The sequence below is a fragment of the Pseudoroseicyclus sp. CXY001 genome, assembly GCF_041714655.1.
Taxonomy (GTDB): Bacteria; Pseudomonadota; Alphaproteobacteria; order Rhodobacterales; family Rhodobacteraceae; genus Pseudoroseicyclus_A.
Genome location: NZ_CP168219.1, coordinates 456,600 through 471,198, shown reverse-complemented (window position 1 = coordinate 471,198; position 14,599 = coordinate 456,600). Strand labels below are relative to the sequence as shown.

Sequence of the window (14,599 nt, the reverse complement as noted above, 5' to 3'; positions counted from 1 at the left end):
ACCATGGAGGCCAGAATGGCCAAGAAAGACGACAAGCCGGGCAAGCCCAAGCCGGCCGCGACCAAGACCGACAAGAAGAAGTAAGCCCGGCCCCGGGCGCCGGCCCCCACCGGCGCCCGGACAGCCCGCCCGGGGCCGCCATCCCCCGGTCTTTGCTCCCGAAAATCCTCGGGGGGAGTCGGCCCTTCAGGGCGGGCGGGGGGCAGACAGCCCCCCTTGCCGCCCTCTCCGCCAGCACAACGACGTCTACGTGGCGTCCCCGCTCTTCCCAGCGTCGGTTTTGCGCTTCAATCGCCCCGCCCCCCGCGTTACCAACGCCGGGACCAGGAAAAGACCGCCGGGGAGGCCATTATGAAGGTGCTCGTGCCCGTCAAACGGGTGATCGATTATAACGTGAAGGTCCGCGTCAAAGCGGACGGCAGCGGGGTCGATCTCGCCAACGTCAAGATGTCGATGAACCCGTTCGACGAGATCGCCGTCGAAGAGGCGATCCGCCTCAAGGAGGCCGGCAAGGCCGAAGAGGTCATCGCCGTTTCCATCGGCGTGAAGCAGGCGCAGGAAACCCTGCGCACCGCGCTCGCGATGGGCGCCGACCGCGCCATTCTCGTCGTCGCCGCCGACGACGTGCATCAGGACATCGAGCCCCTCGCCGTCGCCAAGATCCTCAAGGGGATCGTCGATGCCGAAGGCCCGGGCCTGGTCATCGCCGGCAAGCAGGCGATCGACAACGACATGAACGCCACCGGCCAGATGCTGGCGGCGCTGACCGGCTGGGCGCAGGCGACCTTCGCCAACAAGCTCGATGTCGAGGGCGATAGCGCCACGGTGACCCGCGAGGTCGATGGCGGCCTGCAGACCATCAAGGTGACGCTGCCCGCCATCATCACCACCGATCTGCGCCTCAACGAGCCGCGCTATGCCTCGCTGCCGAACATCATGAAGGCCAAGAAGAAGCCGATGGAAGAGAAGACGCCCGCCGATTACGGCGTCGACGTCACGCCGCGGCTCACCGTGGTAAAGACCGTCGAGCCGCCGGCGCGGCAGGCCGGCGAGATGGTCGGCTCGGTCGACGAGCTCGTGGCGAAACTCAAAGAGCGGGGGGCGATCTGATGAGCGTTCTTCTTCTGGCTGAAATCACCGATGGCGCGCTGAACACCGACACCACCGCCAAGGCCATCGCCGCCGTGGCGTCGCTGGGCGAAGTGCACCTCCTCTGCGCCGGCGCCTCCGCACGCGAGGCCGCCGAGGCCGCCGCCACATTGGGCGCCGCCAAGGTGCTGCTGGCCGAGGGCGAAAGCCTCGGCCACCGGCTCGCCGAGACCACCGCCGAGCTGATCGTCGGCCTCGCCGGCGATTACGAGCATATCGCTGCCCCGGCGACGACCGATGCCAAGAACATCATGCCCCGCGCCGCGGCGCTGCTCGATGTCATGGTGATCTCCGACGTCTCCGCCGTGGTCGATGCCGACACGTTCGAGCGGCCGATCTATGCCGGCAATGCCGTGCAGACGGTCAAGTCGTCCGATTCCAAGAAGGTCTTCACCATCCGCACGACGGCCTTCGATGCCGCCGAGCCCGGCGCCGCCGCGCCGGTGGAGGAGGTCTCGGCCCCCGCCGTCTCGAGCCTGTCGAGCTGGGTCGAGGACAAGGTCGCCGAAAGCGACCGGCCAGAGCTGACCTCCGCCGGCATCGTCGTCTCAGGCGGCCGCGGTGTGGGCTCGGAGGAAGACTTCGCGCTGATCGAGAAGCTGGCCGACAAGCTCGGCGCCGCCGTCGGCGCGTCCCGCGCCGCGGTGGATTCCGGCTTCGCGCCCAACGACTGGCAGGTCGGGCAGACCGGCAAGGTCGTGGCGCCGGAGCTTTATGTGGCCGTCGGCATCTCGGGCGCCATCCAGCACCTCGCGGGGATGAAGGATTCCAAGATCATCGTCGCGATCAACAAGGATGAAGAGGCGCCCATCTTCCAGGTCGCCGACTACGGCCTCGTGGCCGACCTCTTCACCGCCGTGCCGGAGCTGATCGAGAAGCTCTGAGCCCCTGAGGCCAGACATGCAGACGGCCGGCGCATCCCGCGCCGGCCGTCTTGCGTTTGACCCTGTCTGGCGTTTCGCCGAAGGCTCAGGCCCGCAGCCGCTCGGAGCCCCCTTGGGTGACGAAGCCGAGCGAGGCGGTGATCGCCTCGGCCGCCTCGCGATGCGCCTTGGCGCCGGGCAGGCCCTCTGCGGCGCTTTCATCCTGCGGGGCGAAGCACATGCCGGCCGTCCCCTCGGCGCGCGCCATGGCGGACGGCTGCACGACGATGACCGAGCGCACGAAGGGCCGGAGCGCGTCGATCATCCGGCGGGAGACGAAGAGCGGCTCCGACTGGAGCCCCTCGGGCCGCTCGGCCCAATGCTGCTCGCTCGGCATATGGTCGGAGAACCACAGAAGCGAGGTATGCGGCCCGATCTCGCGCAGGAAGCTCGTCATCCGGCTCGTCCAGGCCTGCTGCAGCTCGCCGCGCACGATCTCGAACCGCTCGGGCGAGAGCTCGTAGAGCGCCGAGAGCATGTGCCGGGTGAAGCAGAAATCGGCGAAATCGACCTCGGGATAGATCGCCTCGAGCACGGTGGAGGGCTTCAGGAACCGGTCATTCCGACGCGGATGGACGGAATAGAAGCGGTTGGAGAGGTTCTGCGCCCCCATGACCTGCACGATGTTCGCATAGGCGCCGCGGCAGGCGTCGATGATCGTGGGCTCGGCGAGGAAGGCACCGATGGAGGCGTTGGCGCAGCCGAAATTGACGGCCGGCATGCCGATCTCGCGCTCGACGAGCGTGACGAAGGGCTCCTTGATGAACTTGCCGTAGGTTTCGGTGCCGCCGACGAAGGAGACATAGCGCCCATCGAGCGGGCGTTGCGGGCCGCGAAAGAAGATCTTCGACGTGCCATAGCGGCACGGCGTGTAATTCAGACTTCGCCCCTCAAGCGCGTCATGCCTCATGGCACCCACCGTGTTCTTCCACTCACCATCATAAGAAATCGCGGAGAAAGCTTTTCAAAAGACTAAGGGGAGAATTCTAGCCAAAATCCCGGCGGTCCTTGAAGCGAGCGCTCCGTCGCGCGATTATCCTGAGAACCAGAACATGAGGGTTAATATGGGCAGTATTAAGACCGTCGGGATCGTCGGCGCCGGCCAGATGGGCAACGGCATCGCCCATGTCTTCGCGCTTGCGGGCTACGAGGTGCTCCTCACCGATATCTCTCAGGAATCGCTGGAAAAAGCCCGCACGACCATCACCCGCAACCTCGACCGCCAGGTCACCCGCGGCGCCATCGAGGAGGCCGACAAGACGGCGGCTTTGGGGCGGATCGACAGCACGCTCACGTTAAGCGATCTGGGCAAGCGCGACCTCATCATCGAGGCGGCGACCGAGAAGGAATCGGTCAAGACGGCGATCTTCGAGGATCTGGTGCCGCATCTCGGGCCGGAAACAATCCTCACCTCGAACACCTCATCGATCTCGATCACGCGCCTGGCGAGTCGCACCGACCGGCCGGAAAAGTTTCTTGGTTTCCATTTCATGAACCCGGTGCCGGTGATGCAGCTCGTCGAGCTGATCCGCGGCATCGCCACCGACGAGCCCACCTTCACCGCCTGCCTCGAGGTCGTTGAGCGCCTCGGCAAGACCGCCGCCACGGCGGAGGATTACCCGGCCTTCATCGTCAACCGCGTGCTGATCCCGATGATCAACGAGGCGGTCTATACGCTCTACGAGGGCGTCGGCAGCGTCCAGAGCATCGACACCTCGATGAAGCTCGGCGCCAACCACCCGATGGGGCCGCTGGAGCTGGCCGATTTCATCGGGCTCGACACCTGCCTGTCGATCATGAACGTCCTGCATGACGGGCTGGCGGATACCAAGTACCGCCCCTGCCCGCTTCTGGTGAAATATGTCGAGGCCGGATGGCTCGGCCGGAAGACCAAGCGGGGCTTTTACGATTATCGCGGCGAGGAGCCGGTGCCGACGCGCTGAGCGGTCAGAGCGTCTCGCCGAGCGAGAGCGTCTTCGCCCGCAGCCAGGTCATGAAGCCACGCGGATCCTGCGCGCGGCGCTCGCATTCCTCGGGCGAGATCGGCTCGCCGATCACCGGGCGCTGCGGTTTGTCGAAGCTGTGGACGATCTCGTGGATCAGAAGCCCCTGGCGCAGCGTCGGCGAGATGGCATTCGCGAGCTGATACCAGCGCGAATTGTGGCCGGGGAAGTAGCAGGGCACCACGGTGGCGCCCGAGCGGCGGATCATCTTCGCGGTGAAGACGTTCCACTCCGCCTCGATCGGCGGGCCGAAGGGCGTGTCGGCCGAGGCGACGACGCCGGAGGGGAAGAGCGCCACCAGCCCGCCGGCGGAGAGATGCTCCATCGCCTCGGCGCGCATGGCGACCATCTTCTTCTGGCTGTCCGGCTCATGCGGGAAGGGCACCGGAATCATGAACTTCGACGCGCTCTCGTCGAGCCCGGTCAGGATCGAGCGCGACAGGATGCGGTAATCCTCGCGCACGCGGCTGAAGATGTCGGCCAGCACCATGCCGTCCACCAGCCCGTGCGGGTGATTGGCCACGAAGACGACGGGGCCGGTCTTGGGGATCCTGTCGATCTCGACCTGCGGGGTCTGGATCTCGATGCCCATGACCTTCATGGAGGCCGTCCAGAAGGCGGCGCCGGGCGTGGCGCCCAGCTTCTCGAACCGGCGGACGCGGCGCAGGATCTCGATCTTGCCGGTCATCCATTCGATGGTCTTGATGGCATTGCGCTTGAAGGCGCTGTCGAAGGTCTCGGAATAGGTCAGGGAGGCGCGGTCGTAGACGCGCGGCGCCCGCTCTTGCGGCGGCGCGACAGGCCCGATCGCCCGAAGCTTGCGATTGCTGAGATCGGTCACCGCGGCCCCCTCCTTGACGGGGTCAGTCCCCTTCGCCGAACTTGTCCGCAACCAGCTCGGCTATGGCATCGGCCAAGGCCTCTGCCTCATTTCCCGTCGTCTCGACTTCAATAGTCGTTCCCTTTGACGCTGCCAACATCAAAAGCCCCATGATGGAGTCGCCCGCCGCGGTCATACCGTCACGAGACACCTCGGCCTCGGCGTCGAACCGCTCAACGAGGTCGGCGAGCTTGGCGGAGGCCCGCGCATGCAGGCCCTTGATGTTCACGATCTTCAGGCTGCGCCGCGTCGGGGATCCGCTCACGAGGTGCCCCAGCGCGCGACCTGCGGCTCCTGCACCGCCACATGGTAATCCATGTACTTGCGGGCCGCGGCCAGCGCCTTGTCGGTGGCTTCCGACACGCTCAGATGCCGCGAGCGGGCGAGCTTGATGAGCATGGGCAGGTTGGCGCCGTAAAGGATGCGCCGGCTGCTGAGGGCGCAGGCGCGCAGCGAGAGGTTGGAGGGCGAGCCGCCGAACATGTCGGTCACGAGCACGACGCCTTCGCCGGTGTCCACGGCATTGGCGGCCTCGCAGATCTCGAACTCCTTGGCGGCACGATCGTCGTCGGGGCCGATGGAGATGGCGCGCATCCCGTCCTGACGGCCGACAACATGCTCGACCGCGCCGAGATATTCCTTGGCCAGCCCGCCATGGGCAACAATGACGATACCGATCACGGTTTCACCTGCCTTCACCCCGCCCCGCGAGTTCGGCCTCCGCCCTGCGTTCCAGCTCCCTGTGCCGTTTAGACACCTGCCATCCCCCCGCTGCAAGGGCATTTGCCAACCGTTCAGCAAGCGCGACGGAGCGGTGTTGCCCCCCGGTACAACCGAAACCGATGGCCAGGTGGGTCTTTCCCTCCGCGCGGGCGGCGGGGAGGATCAGGGCGAAGAGATCGCACAGGTTGGTGAAGAAAGGCTCAAAGAGCGGATCGGCCGTGACGTGATCCACCACCGCCGGGTCGCGCCCGTCGCGGTCGCGCAGCGCCGGCTCCCAGTGCGGGTTGCGCAGGAACCGGCAGTCGAAGACGAAGTCGAGCCCGCGCGGCAGCCCGCGCTTGTAGGAAAAGCTCTGCAGCTCGACGGTCAGCAGCTTGCCCTCGGGCGGCGCATAGAAGCCCTCGATCTCGGCGCGGAGGTCATGGGGGCTGAGCCCGCCGGTGTCGATCAGCACATCGGCGCGGGCGCGGATCGGCACCAGGAGCTCGCGCTCGCGGCGGATGCCGTAGAGCGGGCCGTCGTCGGTCAGCGGGTGGCGGCGGCGGGTCTCGGAATAGCGGCGGACGAGCGTGTCCTCGTCGGCGTCGATATAGAGCAGCTCCTCGGCGATATCAGGCCGCGCCGCGAGCCGATCGATCGATTCGATCAGCGCCTCGATCCCGAAATCCCGGTTGCGCACGTCGAGCCCAAGCGCGATCGGCCGCGAAAGCGGCGGCCCGTCGATCAGACGGGGCAGAAGGGAGAGCGGCAGATTGTCGATCGCCTCGAAGCCGAGGTCTTCCAGCGCATGAACCGCCGTGGATCGGCCGGCCCCGGAAGGGCCGGTCACCAGGACGAGGCGCTGTCTGCCGTCCTCCGTGCGGGGCGCGGCGTCTTTCATCTCTCAGGATCTCCGTCCTGCCTTCATATAGGCCCATGTTGCAGCTGCAAAATGGCCCGTTACGGGCTTGTGAAGCAAGGGCAGATCGCAACCGAGCAGGGTCAATTTTCTGCGGGGCGGCAAACGCTGCTCCTCAACCTGCCCGAGGTCGATGGCGGCGAAAAGGCGGGCCCGGGGCCGCGCCGGGGCATTGAGGAGGCCGATGTGCCGCGCCTCGATCATCCCGGCGATGGCGGCGGGGGCGGCCGCGAAGAGCGCGCTCTCCTCCCCCGTGACGATGGTGCGGTCATCCGCCACCAGCTCGGCGCCATAGGCCATCAGCTCAAGCGCGAGGGAGGATTTGCCGCTGCCCGAAGGCCCGAGGATCAGAAGGCCCCGCCCCTCCACCGCGACGGTGGAGGCATGGAGCACCTCGTCCACGGGTCAGACCGGCAGGCCGACGACGAAGCGGGCGCCGAGAGCCTCGGAGGTGGGATCGGTGTCGGTGGGGCGGATGTTCTCCGCCCAGATGACGCCGCCATGCGCCTCGACGATCTGCTTCGAGATGGCGAGGCCGAGCCCGGAATTGTTGCCGAACTGCGCCTCCGGCCGTTCGGAATAGAAGCGCTGGAAGATCTTCGTCAGCGCCTCGTCGGGGATGCCGGGGCCGGTATCCTCCACCACCACCAGCACGCGATTCTCGCGCTTGCGGGCCCAGACGCGGATGGCGTCGCCCTCCTCGCAGAAGGAGATCGCATTGGTGATGATGTTGACGAAGACCTGCGCGAGCCGCCCCTCGAGGCCGGAGATCATGACCGGCCCGGGCGGCAGGTCGGTGATGTAGTCGATGCCCCTCCGCCGCGCGTCGTCGCCGAGGAAGTCGTTGATATTGGCCACCATCTTGAGGAGGTCGAAGGTCTCTTCCTCCTCCTTCACCAATTCGGCGTCGAGCCGCGAGGCGTTGGAAATGTCGCTGACCAGCCGGTCGAGCCGGCGGACGTCGTGCTCCATGACCTCCAGCAGCTTCTCGCGCTGATCCTCGCGCTTGACCATGCGCATCGAGCCGAGCGCGGAGCGCATCGAGGCGAGCGGGTTCTTGATCTCGTGCGCGACGTCGGCGGCGAACTGCTCGTTGCCCTCGATCCGGTCGTAGAGCGCCGCCACCATGCCGCGGAGCGCGGCGGAGAGGCGGCCGATCTCGTCGGGCCGGGCCGAGAGGTCGGGAATGCGCACGCGGCTGGGCGCCATCTTGCGGGCGTTCTTGTCGCGGCCGATCTCGGCGGCCGCCGCCAGCTCGGCCAGCGGGTTGGCGATGGTCGAGGCGAGGACGAGGCTGAGCGCGATCGAGACGATGATGCCGACGACGAACATCTGCAGCACCCGCTCGCGCTCGATCCGCAGGAGCGCGTCGATCTCGCCGGGGGCGGAGGTGACGCCGATGGCGCCGACGGGGGCGCCCGCGGCCGTGATCGGCGTCGCCACCGCGAAGATCGTGTTACCGTCGCTGTCGCGCAGATCGGCCACCGCGCTCTGCCCGCCCAGCGCTTGGGTGACGAGCGCCGTCGGCACCTCCTGCGGGGCGGGCGCCTCGGAGGCGCCGGTCAGAAGCCGCGCCACCGCCTCCCAGCCCGTGGAGAGCGCGTTGGTGATGAGCGTGCCGCCGCCGCCGTAATCGAGCCCCGCCACCTCGCCCGCCTCGCCGGCCTCGGCCCGGCCGATGACGGCGCCGGTCTCGTCGAAGACCCAGACGGTCACGCCGCGGCGGAGGTCGAGCCGATCCAGAAGCGGGGTGGGATCGAGCGGCCCGACAGCGCCGCCGAGCCCGATCTCGACGGCATCGGCGATCAGCTCAGCCTCGGCGACGAGGCCGGAGGCGCGCTGAAAGGCGAGGTTGTCGCGGGAGGGCGCGAAATAGAGCATCCCCGTCACGAGCAGGATCAGCGCCACGAGGTTGAAGGTGATGATCTTCCGGGCGAGCGGCGAATGGCGCAGGCGGATGCCGCCGCGCCGGCGGCTCCGCCATTCCTGCATCTCGCGCTCGCCGCCCTCGGGGTCGACCCAGTCGTCGCCGAGCAGAATGACATTGCGCTCGGCCCGCTTGCGCGCCGTCATCTCTGCGGCACGGCGGACCGAGCCGAGATCGCGGACATCGATCTTCGGCGCGCTGGTCATCGCGGGGCCCCTACTCTTCGTTGTAGCGGTATCCGATGCCGTAGAGCGTCTCGATCGCGGCGAAATCATCGTCGGCCTGGCGCATCTTCTTGCGGAGCCGCTTGATGTGGCTGTCGATGGTGCGGTCGTCGACATAGACCTGGTCGTCATAGGCCACGTCCATCAGCTGGTCGCGGCTCTTCACGAAGCCGGGCCGCTGCGCGAGCGCCTGAAGGAGCAGGAATTCGGTGACCGTCAGCGAGACGTCATTGCCCTTCCACTTCACCGCGTGGCGCAGGGGATCCATCGTCAGATGGCCGCGAACCATGACCTTGGTCTCTTCGGTGGTCGGGCCGATGTCGCCGGCCACGGCCTCCTGCCGGCGGAGGAGCGCGCGGATGCGCTCGACCAGGAGGCGCTGGCTGAAGGGCTTCTTGACGTAATCGTCGGCGCCCATGCGCAGGCCCAGCACCTCGTCGATCTCGTCGTCCTTCGAGGTGAGGAAGATCACCGGCATCGAGCTTTTTTGGCGAAGCCGCTGCAGGAGGTCCATCCCGTCCATCCGCGGCATCTTGATGTCGAGAACGGCCATGTCCGGCAGACGTTTGGAGAAGGCGTCGAGCGCCGTCTGCCCGTCGTTGTAGGTGTCGACCTCGAACCCTTCGGCCTCGAGCGTCATGGCGACAGAGGTCAGGATGTTCCGGTCGTCATCCACCAATGCGATCTTGGACATCGCGCTAATCCTTGCTGCTCGGTTATGTTTTTGCCTCGATTTTCACAACCTATCCCCCGGTTCGCCGAGACGAATCAACGTAAATCTGCGAATCGCCCTGGGCATCATGCCCCAATTGGGGCGAAATTCCCTGAGCAATGGCTAAAATGCCTCACACCGGCCGCGGCGGCGACACCAGCCCGCCGCGCCCTCGGCGACGGTCTGCCCATGATGGCGCTAACGGAAAAATCCCGCTGGCGCTAACATGCAAATGGTTGCGCTAACAGGGAAAAATCAGGGTGGCTGGTCAAAGCGCACGGGTGCTATGACCCGCTTTGACAGGGGCTGAACGCTGTATGCCCGGCCCGTCCGCTGAGGAGGAAACAATGGATCATGGCAGGGTGAACCCTGAGATGACGCTGGCGCGTCAGGGCATCGAGGGGCTGGCCGAGGTTCACTACAACCTCCTCGAGGAAGGCCTTCTGGAAGCCGCGCTCACCCGCGGCGAAGGCAAGCTCGGCAAGGGCGGCACGCTTCTGGTGACCACCGGCAAGCACACCGGCCGCAGCCCGAAGGACAAGTTCGTCGTCCGCACCCCCACGACCGAAGACACGATCTGGTGGGACAACAACGCCCCCATGAGCCCCGAGAGCTTCGCCGCGCTCAAGGCCGACATGCTGGCCCATGCGAAGGGCCGCGAGGCCTTCGTGCAGGATCTCTACGCCGGCGCCGATCCGGCCCACCGGCTGGACGTGCGCGTGGTGACCGAGCTCGCCTGGCACGGGCTCTTCATCCGCCACCTCCTCCGCCGCCCGGCGCGGGAGGAGCTGGACAGCTTCGTGCCCGAGTACACGATCATCAACCTGCCGAGCTTCAAGGCCGATCCGGCGAAGCACGGCTGCCGCTCCGAGACGGTGATCGCGCTCAACCTCGACGAGAAGATGATCCTCATCGCCGGCACGGAATATTCCGGCGAGAACAAAAAGAGCGTCTTCACGCTGCTCAACTACCTCCTGCCGGAGAAGGGCATCATGCCGATGCATTGCTCGGCCAACCACGCCCCCGGCAATCCGGTGGATACCGCCGTCTTCTTCGGCCTCTCGGGCACCGGCAAGACGACGCTCTCCGCCGAGCCCAGCCGCGTGCTCATCGGCGATGACGAGCACGGCTGGTCGGAGAAGGGCACCTTCAATTTCGAGGGCGGCTGCTACGCCAAGACCATCAGCCTCTCGCCCGTCGCGGAGCCCGAGATCTACGGCACCACCAGCCGCTTCGGCACCGTGATCGAGAACATGGTCTACGACCCCGAGACGCTCGAGCTCGACTTCGAGGATGACTCGATCACCGCGAACATGCGCTGTGCCTATCCGCTGGAGGCGATCTCCAACGCCTCCGACACGGCGCTCGGCGGGCACCCGAAGAACGTCGTCATGCTCACCTGCGATGCCTTCGGCGTGCTGCCGCCCATCGCGCGGCTGACGCCGGCGCAGGCGATGTATCACTTCCTCTCCGGCTTCACCTCGAAGGTCGCCGGCACCGAGGTCGGCGTCTCGGAGCCCTCGCCCACCTTCTCCACCTGCTTCGGCGCGCCCTTCATGCCGCGCCGGCCGGAGGTCTACGGCAAGCTCCTGCAGGAGAAGATCGCCCGCCACGGCGCCACCTGCTGGCTGGTGAACACCGGCTGGACCGGCGGCGCCTATGGCACGGGCAAGCGGATGCCCATCAAGGCGACGCGCACGCTGCTCGCCGCCGCGCTCGACGGCTCGCTGAACGAGGGGATCTTCCGCAAGGACCCGAACTTCGGCTTCGAGGTGCCGGTCTCGGTGCCCGGCGTCGATGCCGCGCTGCTCGACCCGCGCCGCACCTGGGCGGAGCCGGCGGCCTATGACGCCCAGGCCGCGCGCCTCGTCGAGATGTTCGCCGAGAACTTCGGGCAATACGTGCCCTTCATCGACGAGGACGTGAAGGCCGCCGCCATCGGCTGAGCCCCGCCCCCGCATTGCCTCCCGGCCCCGGCCAACGGTCGGGAGGCAGTATAAGGAGGCGAGCCGCCCCCAGGCTCGCCTCCGACCCTGCCCCTGATGCGCTTCTACAGTCGCCCCGCGGGCCGTCCGCCGGGCGCCCAGCGCCAAAGCGCCTTGACCCGGGCGCCGGCAGGCCCGATTCTCGCGACAACATTTCGTGAAGGATTGCCCATGGCCAGCCGCCGCCTGACTGCCGCCCTCCTCGCCGCCTCCGTCATGACCGGGGGCCCCGCCCTGGCCGAGGATTACGTGTCGGATTCCATCTCGGGATGGCATGCCGGCGCCATCTGCCCCTCTACCTTCCCGAACGGCCGCGTGCGCAGCTCGCTGCCCTTCATCGCCGAGACGCAGATCGTCCCCGCCGTGCTCGGCATCGGCTTCGGCGTCGAGGCGCAATCCGGCATCGGCGACATCTCGAACGTCACGGTCGTCGTCACCCACCCCGCCTTCAACGGCGCGGGCACCGAGCAGCAGCGTTTCAACATGTCGATCTCCGGCTCCGCGCTGTCGGCCTTCTACTACCGGCTCGAGGAGCCCGAAGAGGTGAAGACCGGCATCTGGCGGATCGAGGCGCAGGCGAATGGCCAGGTGCTCTACGGCATCGACTTCGAGGTGATCGCCCCCGCCCCCAACTCCGGGCTCCTGCGCGCCTGCAACGAGTAGTCAGGGCGCGGGGAGGAGCGCATCCGCCAGGCGGCAGTCGCGGCGGACATCCGGCTCGCAGGGGCGGGGCTCGAGCGTCTTCGTGAGGCAGAGCCGGATCTCGGCGATATGCCCGTCGCGGCAGGTCACCGTGACCCCGTCGGCCACCATGTCCGGATTGGCCCGCAGCATCGCCGCCTCGACCTCCTGCGCCGAAAGCCGCTGCGGCGCGTCGCCGGTCAGGAGCTCAGGCACCGCCACCTCGGCCACCGCCTGCCGTGCCAGCGCGAAAAATGCCGCGGCGGAGAGGCCCGAGCAGGCGCCGTGCTTGCGCCACTGATAGGTCACCGCGGAGGGATCGCCCATCAAGGGCAGCATCGCCGCCACCTCCGCCCGGCCCGGGCCCCTTTCGTCCGTGTCGCAATATTCCGGCCAGCCGATGCGGTGTTGCGGCCAGAGCCCGTGCAGCACCAGCCCCCGGGTGCCGTCGCACTGGGGAGAGCCCCGTTCCGCACCCGTCTGCGCGCACCAGGTGGGGCTCCAGGAGAGCGCCAGGACGTAATGGTCGAACCGGCCCGCGACATCCTGCGCCATCCCGGCCCCGCCCCAGAGGAGCGCCGCCATCACCGGACCCAGCGGTATTTTGATCTTTCCAAAGCGCATGGTGGCTCCTATATAGCCCACGTTCCCCGACAGCGAGAACCGGGCCTTTCCGAAGGCTCGCCCCCAAACCGGGGATCGGGGAAGCTCATGGTGCAAGAGGTGATCCGAGATGTCTGACAAACCGCTGATGGCCAAGGCCACCGCCGTCTGGCTGGTGGACAATACCACGATCACCTTCCGGCAGATCGGCGATTTCGTCGGCATGCACGAGCTGGAGATCCAAGGCATCGCCGACGGCGATGTGGCGACCGGCGTGAAGGGCTTCGACCCGATCGCCAACAACCAGCTCACGCAGGACGAGATCGACAAGGCCGAGAAGGACCCGGCCCACCGGCTGAAGCTCAAGTTCAACGCCGCCTCCGTCGGCGAAGAGAAGCGCCGCGGCCCGCGCTACACGCCGCTCTCCAAGCGGCAGGACCGGCCGGCCTCGATCCTCTGGCTGGTGAAGTTCCACCCCGAACTCTCCGACGGCCAGATCTCCAAGCTCGTCGGCACAACCAAGCCGACCATCCAGGCGATCCGCGAGCGGACCCACTGGAACATCGGCAATATCGAGCCCATCGACCCGGTGGCGCTGGGGCTCTGCAAGCAGTCCGAGCTCGATGCCGCCGTGCAGAAGGCCAATGCCAAGCGCGCCCGCGAGGGCGAGGTGATGAGCGATGACGAGCGGATGAAGCTCGTCTCGACCTCGCAGAGCCTCACGATGGGCACGGAGGCGCGGATGCCCTCCAACATGTCCGGCCTCGAGACCTTCTCGCTCGGCAGCGGCGACGACCCGCGCGGCCCCGCCGAGGAGGAGGAGGAGGACGACGATCGCTCGATCCCCGATGCCGAGAGCTTCTTCAACCTCCCCGGCGACAGCGATGACGACGATGAGGACGACGACGACGACAGCAAGCGCTGACGGAGCAAGGGCCCTTCGGGGCCCTTTCGCTTAGCTGCGGAGCGCGAGGATGCCGGAGCCGGTGACGAGGGCGATCCCCGCCAGCGCCAGCGCATCCGGCCGCTCGCCGAAGAAGATCAGCCCCCAGAGCACCGCGAAGGCCACATAGGCGAAATCGAAGCTGCCGATCACCGCCGCCGGCCCGTTGGTATAGGCGATTGCCGCGCCGATGGAGCCGATCAGGATGGCCCCCGCCATGATGGCGAGGAGCCGCAGCTCCGCGCCGCCCATGGCCTGCCAGGCGCCCGCCGGAGCCTCCGGCCCGGCGAGAAGCAGGAGCCCGCCGAGAATGAAGCCGAGGTTCAGATGCAAGGCCAGCGCCAGCGGCGGCACCGCGCGGCAGCGCGTGCCGGTAAGGATCATCGCCCCGGCATAGAGCATGGCGGCGGCGAGCGGCAGAAGCGCCCAGAGGTTCAGATCGTCGGGCTGGGGGCGGAGGATCAGGGCGACGCCCGCAAAGCCGCCGAGGACGGCCAGCCATCCGCGGCGCGAGATGCGGCTGCCGAGGAACAGCGCCGAGAAGAGCGTGATGAAGATGGGCAGCGTGTAATAGACCGCCGCCGCGGCCGCGAGCGGCAGATGCGGCAGCGACAGGTAATAGAGCACCCACATCACCACCAGCATGAGGCTCCGCAGGGTGACGAAAGGGTCCGCGAGCGGCATCCGCTCCCCCCGCCGCCAGAGCAGCACAAGCAGCACCGGCGCCACGATGGCCGAGCGCAGCACGAAGATCTGCGCCAGCCCCAGCGCCCCGCCGGACAGCTTCACCATGGCATCGCCCAAGGAGAGCGCCAGCACGGTGAAGAGGATCGTGCGGATCGCGAAGGGCAGCCGGTCTTGCCGGGGCTGAAGATGCGGTTGCAGCGCCATGGCGCGAACATTGCGGGAACACGGCGCCTGCACAACCGCCAACTTTCCTGCCGGAGG

General features: G+C 67.5%; 16 protein-coding genes. 6 read left to right on the top strand and 10 right to left on the bottom strand.

Annotation, left to right across the window (positions count from 1 at the left end):
* Positions 1-351 precede the first annotated feature (351 nt).
* Together ACAZ03_RS02510 and ACAZ03_RS02505 are read left to right on the top strand one after the other, a co-directional pair.
* Entirely contained in the window at positions 352-1,110 is a 759-nt protein-coding gene (locus ACAZ03_RS02510; protein WP_373355775.1) for an electron transfer flavoprotein subunit beta/FixA family protein, read from the top strand.
* Entirely contained in the window at positions 1,110-2,033 is a 924-nt protein-coding gene (locus tag ACAZ03_RS02505; protein ID WP_373355774.1) for an electron transfer flavoprotein subunit alpha/FixB family protein, read from the top strand. Before ACAZ03_RS02510 ends, ACAZ03_RS02505 begins: the two co-directional genes overlap by 1 nt.
* 85 nt (positions 2,034-2,118) lie before the next feature.
* On the opposite strand, the gene ACAZ03_RS02500 is transcribed toward ACAZ03_RS02505, so the two are convergent.
* On the bottom strand, positions 2,119-2,982 hold the full coding sequence (locus tag ACAZ03_RS02500; RefSeq protein ID WP_373355773.1) for a DUF6473 family protein: 864 nt from the start codon (positions 2,980-2,982) through the stop codon (positions 2,119-2,121).
* 154 nt (positions 2,983-3,136) lie between these two features.
* Here ACAZ03_RS02500 and ACAZ03_RS02495 point away from each other — a divergent pair, with 154 nt between their 5' ends.
* Positions 3,137-4,015: a 3-hydroxybutyryl-CoA dehydrogenase gene (locus ACAZ03_RS02495; protein ID WP_373355772.1), complete on the top strand. Its 879-nt coding sequence runs from the start codon at positions 3,137-3,139 to the stop codon at positions 4,013-4,015.
* Between the two features lie 4 nt (positions 4,016-4,019).
* Here ACAZ03_RS02495 and ACAZ03_RS02490 read toward each other — a convergent pair whose 3' ends face one another.
* Genes ACAZ03_RS02490 through ACAZ03_RS02460 form a run of 7 tightly spaced genes read right to left on the bottom strand, consistent with a single transcriptional unit; the run spans position 4,020 to position 9,421 of the window.
* Positions 4,020-4,916, bottom strand: a complete 897-nt coding sequence (locus tag ACAZ03_RS02490) for a lysophospholipid acyltransferase family protein (RefSeq protein ID WP_373355771.1) — start codon at positions 4,914-4,916, stop codon at positions 4,020-4,022.
* A 22-nt stretch (positions 4,917-4,938) separates the two neighbouring features.
* Positions 4,939-5,220, bottom strand: coding sequence for an HPr family phosphocarrier protein (locus ACAZ03_RS02485; RefSeq protein WP_373355770.1), 282 nt, complete (start codon positions 5,218-5,220; stop codon positions 4,939-4,941).
* Complete coding sequence (locus ACAZ03_RS02480; RefSeq protein ID WP_373355769.1) at positions 5,217-5,636, bottom strand: PTS sugar transporter subunit IIA; 420 nt, start codon at positions 5,634-5,636, stop codon at positions 5,217-5,219. Before ACAZ03_RS02480 ends, ACAZ03_RS02485 begins: the two co-directional genes overlap by 4 nt.
* 4 nt (positions 5,637-5,640) lie before the next feature.
* Positions 5,641-6,558: an RNase adapter RapZ gene (gene rapZ, locus ACAZ03_RS02475; protein WP_373355768.1), complete on the bottom strand. Its 918-nt coding sequence runs from the start codon at positions 6,556-6,558 to the stop codon at positions 5,641-5,643.
* Between the two features lie 3 nt (positions 6,559-6,561).
* Complete coding sequence (locus ACAZ03_RS02470) at positions 6,562-6,978, bottom strand: HPr kinase/phosphorylase (RefSeq protein WP_373355767.1); 417 nt, start codon at positions 6,976-6,978, stop codon at positions 6,562-6,564.
* A 3-nt stretch (positions 6,979-6,981) separates the two neighbouring features.
* Entirely contained in the window at positions 6,982-8,709 is a 1,728-nt protein-coding gene (locus ACAZ03_RS02465) for an ATP-binding protein (protein WP_373355765.1), read from the bottom strand.
* 10 nt (positions 8,710-8,719) lie between these two features.
* Positions 8,720-9,421, bottom strand: a complete 702-nt coding sequence (locus tag ACAZ03_RS02460; RefSeq protein ID WP_373355764.1) for a response regulator transcription factor — start codon at positions 9,419-9,421, stop codon at positions 8,720-8,722.
* Positions 9,422-9,786: 365 nt separating this feature from the next.
* Here ACAZ03_RS02460 and ACAZ03_RS02455 point away from each other — a divergent pair, with 365 nt between their 5' ends.
* Both ACAZ03_RS02455 and ACAZ03_RS02450 read left to right on the top strand, forming a co-directional pair.
* Positions 9,787-11,385 (top strand): phosphoenolpyruvate carboxykinase, encoded by a 1,599-nt coding sequence (locus tag ACAZ03_RS02455; protein WP_373355763.1) that lies wholly within the window; start codon positions 9,787-9,789, stop codon positions 11,383-11,385.
* 210 nt (positions 11,386-11,595) lie between these two features.
* Positions 11,596-12,087 (top strand): DUF3859 domain-containing protein, encoded by a 492-nt coding sequence (locus ACAZ03_RS02450; protein WP_373355762.1) that lies wholly within the window; start codon positions 11,596-11,598, stop codon positions 12,085-12,087.
* On the opposite strand, the gene ACAZ03_RS02445 is transcribed toward ACAZ03_RS02450, so the two are convergent.
* Positions 12,088-12,729, bottom strand: a complete 642-nt coding sequence (locus ACAZ03_RS02445) for a ribonuclease T2 family protein (protein WP_373355761.1) — start codon at positions 12,727-12,729, stop codon at positions 12,088-12,090.
* A gap of 109 nt (positions 12,730-12,838) precedes the next feature.
* Here ACAZ03_RS02445 and ACAZ03_RS02440 point away from each other — a divergent pair, with 109 nt between their 5' ends.
* Positions 12,839-13,633 (top strand): DUF1013 domain-containing protein, encoded by a 795-nt coding sequence (locus tag ACAZ03_RS02440; protein ID WP_373355760.1) that lies wholly within the window; start codon positions 12,839-12,841, stop codon positions 13,631-13,633.
* A gap of 30 nt (positions 13,634-13,663) precedes the next feature.
* Here ACAZ03_RS02440 and ACAZ03_RS02435 read toward each other — a convergent pair whose 3' ends face one another.
* Positions 13,664-14,542: a DMT family transporter gene (locus tag ACAZ03_RS02435; RefSeq protein WP_373355759.1), complete on the bottom strand. Its 879-nt coding sequence runs from the start codon at positions 14,540-14,542 to the stop codon at positions 13,664-13,666.
* Positions 14,543-14,599 lie beyond the last annotated feature (57 nt).

Bases quoted from the DNA above. Each gene is read 5' to 3' on its own strand.
- ACAZ03_RS02510 (WP_373355775.1), top strand. From the start codon at position 352: ATGAAGGTGCTCGTGCCCGTCAAACGGGTGATCGATTATAACGTGAAG.
- ACAZ03_RS02505 (WP_373355774.1), top strand. From the start codon at position 1,110: ATGAGCGTTCTTCTTCTGGCTGAAATCACCGATGGCGCGCTGAACACC.
- ACAZ03_RS02500 (WP_373355773.1), bottom strand. From the start codon at position 2,982: ATGAGGCATGACGCGCTTGAGGGGCGAAGTCTGAATTACACGCCGTGC.
- ACAZ03_RS02495 (WP_373355772.1), top strand. From the start codon at position 3,137: ATGGGCAGTATTAAGACCGTCGGGATCGTCGGCGCCGGCCAGATGGGC.
- rapZ (WP_373355768.1), bottom strand. From the start codon at position 6,558: ATGAAAGACGCCGCGCCCCGCACGGAGGACGGCAGACAGCGCCTCGTC.
- ACAZ03_RS02465 (WP_373355765.1), bottom strand. From the start codon at position 8,709: ATGACCAGCGCGCCGAAGATCGATGTCCGCGATCTCGGCTCGGTCCGC.
- ACAZ03_RS02460 (WP_373355764.1), bottom strand. From the start codon at position 9,421: ATGTCCAAGATCGCATTGGTGGATGACGACCGGAACATCCTGACCTCT.
- ACAZ03_RS02455 (WP_373355763.1), top strand. From the start codon at position 9,787: ATGGATCATGGCAGGGTGAACCCTGAGATGACGCTGGCGCGTCAGGGC.
- ACAZ03_RS02450 (WP_373355762.1), top strand. From the start codon at position 11,596: ATGGCCAGCCGCCGCCTGACTGCCGCCCTCCTCGCCGCCTCCGTCATG.
- ACAZ03_RS02445 (WP_373355761.1), bottom strand. From the start codon at position 12,729: ATGCGCTTTGGAAAGATCAAAATACCGCTGGGTCCGGTGATGGCGGCG.
- ACAZ03_RS02440 (WP_373355760.1), top strand. From the start codon at position 12,839: ATGTCTGACAAACCGCTGATGGCCAAGGCCACCGCCGTCTGGCTGGTG.
- ACAZ03_RS02435 (WP_373355759.1), bottom strand. From the start codon at position 14,542: ATGGCGCTGCAACCGCATCTTCAGCCCCGGCAAGACCGGCTGCCCTTC.